This window comes from Mycobacterium sp. E802 (assembly GCF_001666875.1).
In the GTDB taxonomy this organism is placed as follows: domain Bacteria; phylum Actinomycetota; class Actinomycetes; order Mycobacteriales; family Mycobacteriaceae; genus Mycobacterium.
Genome location: NZ_LZJD01000171.1, coordinates 1 through 1,395, shown reverse-complemented (window position 1 = coordinate 1,395; position 1,395 = coordinate 1). Strand labels below are relative to the sequence as shown.

1 protein-coding gene is annotated in these 1,395 nt (G+C 64.5%); it reads left to right on the top strand.

Annotated elements, in window-relative coordinates:
• The coding region (locus tag A5699_RS25065) for an IS1634 family transposase (RefSeq protein WP_067775531.1) at window positions 1-1,375 on the top strand (1,375 nt) is incomplete at its 5' end.
• Between the last annotated feature and the right edge of the window lie 20 nt (window positions 1,376-1,395).

The following is a 1,395-nucleotide window of genomic DNA, read 5'->3' as shown; positions in this document are numbered from 1 at the left end:
GCCGCGACAGCTGGTGACACGTCCGCAAGTGCTCAAGAGCAGCAGCGGTCTGCTCTACGAGGCCCTGGCCGGGGTGTACGCCCGCCTGGGCTTTGATGCGGTCGGTGACGAGGTCTTCCGTGACCTGGTGATCGCCCGGGTGGTGGAACCGACCAGCCTGCTCGACGTCGATCGGGTCCTGGCCGAGCTGGGCCGCACCTGCGCGTCGCTGTCGACGCGCAAACGCACCCTGCGCCGGGCCTGTGGCGGTGGCTACCGCGACCGGATCGCCGCAGCGTGTTTCGCTCATGCCCGTACCGCCGGGGATGTCAGCCTGGTGCTCTACGACGTGACCACGCTCTATTTCGAGGCCGACAAGGAAGATGAGCTACGTCGCGTCGGGTACTCCAAGGAACGCCGCGTGGACCCGCAGATCGTGGTCGGGCTGCTGGTCGACCGCGCCGGATTTCCATTGGAGATCGGCTGTTTCGAAGGTAACAAGGCCGAGACTTTGACGATCGTGCCGATCGTGAAAGCGTTCCAGGCACGCCACGGCATCACCGACATGGTCGTCGTCGCCGATGCCGGCATGCTCGCCAGTGGCAATCTCCGCGAGCTCGATGAGGCGGGGCTGCGGTTCATCGTCGGATCCAGGGTTACCAAGGCACCCAATGATCTGGCATCCCATTTTCATTGGCATGGTGAGCTTTTCGCCGATGGCCAGATCATCGACACCATCACCCCACGCGATCACCGCGGCACCACGCCGAAGACCAGTGACCTCAAGCGCAAGGCTGAGCCCGTCTGGGATCCGGCCATCCATACCAAGTCGTGGCGCGCGGTGTGGGCATATTCGACCAAACGCGCGGTGCGCGACACCAAGACGCTCAACCTGCAGGAGAACAAGGCCCGCGCGGTCGTCGCTGGCGAGAAGGCCGCGCGGACACCGCGGTTCATCAAGAACCGCAACGGTTCCCAAGAAATCGACGAAGCATCGCTGCGCCGGGCCCGCCGCTTGGTCGGGCTCAAGGGCTACGTCACCAACATCGACGCCGCACGCATGCCCGCGACCGAAGTGATCGCCAGCTACCACGACCTCTGGCACGTCGAGGCGTCCTTCCGGATGTCCAAATCCGACCTCGCCGCCAGACCCATGTTCGCCCGCACCCGCGACGCCATCGAAGCACATCTGACCATCGTGTTCACCGCCCTAGCCCTCAGCCGCGAAGTCCAGACCCGAACCGGTCTGTCACTACGGCGGTTCTTGCGCACCCTCAAACCCCTGCGCTCGGCCACCATCGACCTCAACGGCGTCATCGCCACCTTCCCGCCGGCCCTGAACGTCGAGGTCAAAACCATTCTCGACGCGCTGGCATCCGAGAAATCAAGGCACTAAGGCAAATGACCCAACTCGGG